Raw genomic sequence first — 5,792 nt, forward strand, 5'->3', positions numbered from 1 at the left:
CCAGACCCTTGAACACGATAAAAGTCCGACATGTACCAACCGTCGGAACCATATTTCCACCGAGAAATACCCGATCCGCCCTCGCCTTTCATGGGATAAAGAAGGTCGTCGCCGTCAGGAATTGCGCTGCTCAATCCCGGCTCATGTTCATTCGGTATGTTCCCCTGGCTCAGTATCTTAAGGTCCTTGCCGTCGAAAGCAAACTGGATTAATTCTAAAAGATAGGGGCCATCCCTCTTCTCACTAATCGAGCTGTAACCGATGACTTGACAGATCCCAAACCCCGTTCCGGCAAAGGGATGCGGCGATCCATCGGCTCTTTTGGCTCCATAGGGCACGAATCCACCGACGACCGGATACTTGGTCATCTCTTTATTTTCGCCTGTTTCTGGATCCGGCGCGAAGTAATTGCGGGAGACGGGGTAAATCTTGGCCTGACTGGTGTTGGACAAGTCATCGAAGAGAACGATATCCGTGCCAGCTTCAAAATCCCACGTCTTTTCATAATCGCTGCGGATATTCAGAAAGACCCCCGCCATCCGAGGCGCAATTTGAAACGGAATTCCAATTCCATACCGCCAAACTTTTCCCTCGGGCTGATCCTTTGGCATTTGAAAATCCACTGGTCCCTGTGTTACTCTTAGCATTCCTGCCTCCTTAAGTTATACTGCCGTCGTTTGTGCCTTGATATGCGTACCAATCGCTGCTGCGGTATCGACCCAGATTTCATTTGCGGGGTCTTGCATGTATTCGCAAAGCTGCTTTAACACTCCAGCCGAGAGAGTTTGACTAGCAGATTCGGCGCCGATTCCATGACCGAAAAGGCATAGCCATCCGCCACTTCTGTGAACACCATCAACCATCGCTTTGAGCGCATCGAAATTACCCATATCCATATCAAGCCCCATCGTTTGGGCTAAATCCATATTCCAGGGGTTGTTTATCGACTCATCGAATGCGCTTCGGCCAACTAAAAAGTGCTTGGCAACAATTTGAACGTAGCTCTGACAATTAGTTCCGCGCCCGACGAAAGTTTGACCGCATGGATAGGCAAAGCTATTGGGGGTTACGCCTAGAAGTTTCTTAATCGTTTCATTCGCTTCCAGCAGTTCCGCTTCCATCCTATCGAGGGTGTAATCTTCGAGGTAGCTATCGCGATTGAAGCCATAATTGCCGCTGCAGGGATGATTTTGGGTGTGATTGCCCATCTCATGCCCAGCTTCGACAGCCTTGCCCCATTTCTCCAACTCTTGCTCAAGGCCGCCCTGATTGACGAAAAACGTGGCTTTAATGCCATAGTCGTTTAGAATGGGTATCCCCAGTTCGGTCTGACTGCTTCGGGCATCATCGAAAGTGAGGGTGACCGCCCCTTTCTTCCCATTCGGCCAAATAAACGGTTTATCTAATCTCGGATTAAAAAACATATTTCACACTCCTTATGTTCCTGTGATACCAGACTTAGACAGCTTTATGCCACAGAGTTGATTGTTAACAAAACCTTAATGTTGCCTTAACTAAACCTTAACAATTCGGAGATATTCTGTTATTAGTAAAGATGGAGGGAACGGTTAATGAGAATACCTAGTTCTGACATTCACATTCTTAAGCTTCAGCTTGCTCAGTTTGGCTCAATGGATGAGGGCATGCTTTGGGAGTTGTTCGGAGTGCTTGCCCGAGAAGAAATCATGGTAATCAAAGATCCCGAGATAGGCTTTGTTCCGATGCCGATTTACGACCCGGACGCTCGCGATTTCTATCTAGGCGAAGCGCTCGTGACCAGAGCGGAAGTTGAATATAAAGGACGTAAAGGATACGGGCTGGCAATAGGAGATTCACCTGCGAAAGCGTTAGCAAGTGCCGCCGCCGATGCTATTCTTCCAGGTAACGACATCGCATTAAGAGACCGTTTAAGTGAAATCTTCGCAAGAGCATGGGCAAGTATGGCTTGTGATGAGGTAGTGAAAACAGCAAACCCTCAGTCCCGAGAATATTCGGGAGCTTATGTAGTCTAATTTAAAAGAAGGAGTATATATGAGGATTGAACCTGAAGATATACATCAATTAAATGTCTTTTTGGCAGGTGATAGAGTCGAAGCCGGCCGATATCGTGAATTGAATTCCGGCAAGGAGCTTCATCTGGAAACAGAAGATACACTTCCTGCAAGCCTCGATGGCCGAGTAGCTTGCTATGCCAGAGTGACCAACACCTGGGCTGAGCTTAAAAAAGAGCTCTTGAACTAGCCCATTAGGCTTTTGAGGAAATCCGGCTTGAGCAGCGCGTGAGTTGCCCCTGCCTTGAGCATTCGCTCGTTGTAAGGCCGAGAAGAGGAGATAGCGGTAATAGATGGCACGCCATGCTTGTTGAGTTCAAGAGCAACATCACTGCCGTTGAACTTGCCGTAGATTTGATAATCCACAAACGCCTCGCACACCCGCCCCATGTTAATCGAGACCCCTTTAATCTCCCAGCGATAATCACGCCCTTTTATGAGCGGTCCCGTCATCTCATCCACCGCCGCCATACAAACGACCTGACAGTTATTTTTCTCAAAATGATCTGCTATCGCGATAGCGGCTTTCTCATCGTCTTCGATTATCAGAACAGTATCTCGGTTATTCATGACAGATTTTGTCCGTAGGGGCAGTCCTATGTGGCTGCCCCTACGATACTTTACTCTTCGGTTGCTGAGAGAGATGGCGTTGCCAAAGCTCTAATAGCTCAATGTGTATTTCCCATCCGGCTCTGTGGTAAAGGTGTAATGATCGCCTTTGACTTCTAGCGGGATATCTCGGCCGTCTTGCTTAACAACCAATTTCCTACCCGGCCATGGGTTTTGGACGGTGCAGGGGCGGCCTTTTTCGCTGGTTAGTTCGGCGGAGATGACTTTGCCGTCTTTGTACTCGGCTGAGACCAGGAAGGCGCCGTCTGCTCTTAGGGATGTGAACTTGGCGGGGCGATCTTTGGGCCAGTTGGGGAAGAAGCGAATAACGCCCTCGAAGCTTTGCATCAGCATCTCGTTGAGGCACATTGTCGTGCCGCCGCAGGTTTCGATTCCTCCGCCCCATTGGTAAACCAACAGATTTGGTCTCATGTCTTCTTCGAGCCTGAGGTGCAACTGTCTGAGAAGCTCCACAGGGTCAAAACCAACTCTTGCGGCAGTGGGATACATCACAGGAAAGGCGTTATCGTCTTTCCATCGGGCTTTTTGGGTGACGGTGTTGAGTGCAATTTGTAGCAATTCCGGGTCGCTCCCCAGCCCAATACAACAGGCGGGAATGATATGCTGCAAAACCACTGAGTTATTCGGGTTCCAATCGCGGCCTTGCTCGGTAAGGCGGAAGACCGTCTGGCCATTTCGTTCCATGGTCGGGAATTTGCTCAAGTGGTCATAAATATGCTGCCACTTTTCGCGCCGATCTTCATCGACCCCTAATTCTTCACTTAGTTGAAGAGCACCTCTGAACACGGCATAGACCAAGCCCAATGACATGATTGGGTTCACATCTTTGGTGTCCTCGTAGTCTTCTTGAATTGCGTCACGGTCGATAACGTAACGGCCTTCATTGAAGTTAAGATAATCCTCCCAGAAGTTGGCGCATTCGACGATGAAGGGGTAGGCGATATTGCGCGCATAGTCCATATCCCAGGTGGCTCTGAAGCGCATCATCATATTGGCTGCCACAAACGCCGCATTGCACTTCTGGCCGTGGAAGATGGTCGCTGTTGCATTCCCTTTTGGGCCTAAACCGATCGGATAATAGACGCCCCTGCAATTCAAAAGATCCTTTGCGAACTTTCTCGCACGCGGGATAAACGCCATAATCGGAGCATCATAGGGATCGGATAATTCGACATGATTGGAGGAAAATACTCCCCACCATGGGGCTTGGTAGTTGTAATTGAGGTGGTAATCACCAGCCCAGTAAGGTTCATCAGTCGTGAGCCAGTTGCCGAAAAGACCTGGGGGGAAGTGATGGTTGCGGCTACAGCAGGCCATGATGTAGTTCGAACCGTGCCAGCCCAATTCTAACAGATCATCACCGACTTCGATATCCGATTTACTCCAAAAATCGCTCCACCATTCCTGGTGCTCTTTGCGCAGCTTTTCAACCTCATCGAGGGTGATTTCCGCAATTCGTTTGCGGGCGATGTCCATAAAATCATCGCCGCTGTCGTGATTGGTACAAACGGCAAGCACGTAGACAGCCGTTTTTTGTCCTTCAAGAAGTTTATGTCGCCATTTGGGATTATCGCCTGTATCGATACGGCGCATGCAAACCCCAGCCTCAGTCGGCCAATCGACTCCCTCAAGATAGGAGCGTCTGAGTTCGATATTGCCATCTTCGTCATAATTACATTCCGAGGACACCAACCGAGAGGTTCGAGTTTCAAGTTCAATATCCATCCAAGCTAGACCGGAGCTAGTGATTTCGACCACTAACAGGTTCTCATTGGCAGAAACCCATGCTTTGAGATCGATATCATCTCCTTCATGAGTGCGGAAGGTGCCCCTCAGTTCGGCCTTTTGGATGTCTTGTTCGATGCGATAGGTATCATGATGTGCTCTGAAAATTCTAAATCCCAGCATTGAAATGCAGCAAGGCGCTCCCATCGTGCGTCCAAATCGCGAGGTGTCATCAATCCACTCCGCCGCTCTCCAAAAGTCAGACTTTGAAATCCAGAACTGTAAATGTGTGGCAGGACCTGCCATCACAACGCCCAAATCACCATTCCCGATCAAAGGACCATCCACCATATGCTGAGTTGGCACTAGCTTTGGCGGCTCATTATGAACTGAAACCCAATTATTCATTAAACACTCTCCTTGTATGGGAAGTAGGATACTTCGAACGGAAGTGGGAGTGCAAGCTTGCTCGAAGAAAGGTCAAATATCTTACCCAACTATCGTTTTATCCTAAGTATTCATGCACGAATCGGCGCACTTGCCCTAGGAGTTATTGTGACGGAGCGCTTGAGCGTTCGGAAGGCATCACGCCTTGAGTTATTGCATTCACGTTCCCTTCGGCTCCCGCGAAACGGCTTTACATGACTTTAAGAATCCTGGCTGCAATATCTGATTGGAACCGGCCAGGACGTAGCGCCAGTTTTTCATTCACGGCTGCAAGGGTTTCGGGCGAACCGATGAAATCCTCATGCGTGTCGACCCATTCCACCGTGTACTGTCCATCGGGCACGTTTAACACGACTGAGCCGCACTGCTCGTTATCTTTGCACCGGATATAAACGGCGTATTGTCGGCCTTGCTCGGCCAGGACGTAAACCGCGGTAGCGCCTCCACTATCCGCGATGGCGCTAATGCTGGGGGTCATGTGAATGAAGTCGAAGCTCTCCATGAAGTCTTTCAGGATGCTTAATTGCTTTCGGATCTCCGGCCCGCCCCCAAATATCGCGTCAGTAAGGTGTCGGGTGCCGGCCTCGTCCCCCGCGCAGAACGATGCGTCCAGATGGTTGAAAAGGCCGCCGCCAGCCAGCATGAACTGCCAGGCCTGGATGCGATAGGGTTCAGCAGATGAGCCGTCGAATCCCGTCTCGTTACAACCAATGAGCCGGTCCAACTGGTAGTTAGCCGTCACGCACCTTGGGTCGGGACGGGGATAGTGAAAGTTCAGAATCGAGATGGCGGGATGCGGATTTGTGACCTCCGCGAATTCATTGGCCACATTCCAACTCACGAGATGCTGCAAAGGCAACAGCTTCTCTTCTTTGAGAATTAGTTCCGCGATGTGATGCTGCCACTCCATACTGGGCCCATCCCAATAGGCTTCATTGT

At 49.8% G+C, this 5,792-nt stretch carries 7 protein-coding genes; 2 read left to right on the plus strand and 5 right to left on the minus strand.

Annotated features, from left to right (window positions below; genetic code table 11):
* Together WCO51_08950 and WCO51_08955 are read right to left on the minus strand one after the other, a co-directional pair.
* A partial coding sequence (locus tag WCO51_08950) for a hypothetical protein (protein MEI6513387.1) occupies positions 1 to 647 on the minus strand: 647 nt, incomplete at its 3' end.
* A gap of 15 nt (positions 648 to 662) precedes the next feature.
* Positions 663 to 1,424 (minus strand): polysaccharide deacetylase family protein, encoded by a 762-nt coding sequence (locus WCO51_08955; protein MEI6513388.1) that lies wholly within the window; start codon positions 1,422 to 1,424, stop codon positions 663 to 665.
* Between the two features lie 147 nt (positions 1,425 to 1,571).
* Here WCO51_08955 and WCO51_08960 point away from each other — a divergent pair, with 147 nt between their 5' ends.
* Together WCO51_08960 and WCO51_08965 are read left to right on the plus strand one after the other, a co-directional pair.
* Entirely contained in the window at positions 1,572 to 2,012 is a 441-nt protein-coding gene (locus WCO51_08960; protein ID MEI6513389.1) for a phosphonate C-P lyase system protein PhnG, read from the plus strand.
* A 19-nt stretch (positions 2,013 to 2,031) separates the two neighbouring features.
* Positions 2,032 to 2,241, plus strand: a complete 210-nt coding sequence (locus tag WCO51_08965; protein ID MEI6513390.1) for a hypothetical protein — start codon at positions 2,032 to 2,034, stop codon at positions 2,239 to 2,241.
* Here the strand turns inward: WCO51_08965 and WCO51_08970 are convergent.
* From WCO51_08970 to WCO51_08980, 3 genes are all read right to left on the minus strand, one after another.
* Positions 2,238 to 2,621, minus strand: a complete 384-nt coding sequence (locus WCO51_08970) for a hypothetical protein (GenBank protein ID MEI6513391.1) — start codon at positions 2,619 to 2,621, stop codon at positions 2,238 to 2,240. The genes WCO51_08965 and WCO51_08970 overlap by 4 nt on opposite strands.
* Before the next feature lie 90 nt (positions 2,622 to 2,711).
* Entirely contained in the window at positions 2,712 to 4,814 is a 2,103-nt protein-coding gene (locus WCO51_08975; GenBank protein ID MEI6513392.1) for a glycoside hydrolase family 95-like protein, read from the minus strand.
* A 229-nt stretch (positions 4,815 to 5,043) separates the two neighbouring features.
* On the minus strand, positions 5,044 to 5,792 hold a 749-nt coding region (locus WCO51_08980; GenBank protein MEI6513393.1), incomplete at its 5' end, for a hypothetical protein.

Source organism: bacterium (assembly GCA_037131655.1).
Taxonomy (GTDB): Bacteria; Armatimonadota; Fimbriimonadia; order Fimbriimonadales; family JBAXQP01; genus JBAXQP01.